At 75.9% G+C, this 548-nt stretch carries 1 pseudogene; it reads left to right on the top strand.

What is annotated here, in order from left to right:
- Positions 1-497: pseudogene (locus tag IH13_RS0114855) on the top strand (hypothetical protein); the annotation flags it as partial.
- Positions 498-548 lie beyond the last annotated feature (51 nt).

Below are 548 nucleotides of genomic sequence, written 5' to 3'. Positions count from 1 at the left end.
GCTGCGTCTCGCGGAGCGGTTCGGCGCGGCCCGTCACGACGGTGACCGTCGAGAAGGCGGTCCTGGGGCTCTCCGCCCGGTACGCGGACGGCGAGCCGGTGCTCGTCCCCTCGTGGCTCTTCTCCCTGCGGCCGGCGGACGGCGGCGCCGTGACCACCGTGGCCCGGGTCGCGGTGGATCCGGCGTACCTGACCGGGGAGAGCGCCCGCCCGACGGACGGGCCCGCCTCCGGTGGCGACCGCCGGGTCCTCTCGTACAGCGCGGACGGCCGGACCCTGGACGTGACGTTCTGGGGCGGGGTGTGCAGTGCGTACGACGCGGACGTGGAGGAGGACGGTTCGACGGTCCGGGTCACGGTCACCGAGTCGGAGCCGGAGCCCGGCAAGGCGTGCGTCATGATCGCCAAGGAGCTGACCCGGACGGTGACGCTGGACGCGCCGCTGGGCGACCGCAAGGTGGTGGACGCGGGGTCCGGTGCCGTCGTACCACGCGCCTGACGCCGGGTCCGGCCCGGACGACGACAGCGGCGGCGCCTCCCGGCCGGGAGG

It is taken from the genome of Streptomyces sp. NRRL WC-3549, assembly GCF_000721935.1.
Classification (GTDB): Bacteria; Actinomycetota; Actinomycetes; order Streptomycetales; family Streptomycetaceae; genus Streptomyces.
This window is presented reverse-complemented; position numbering and strand designations above follow the sequence as displayed.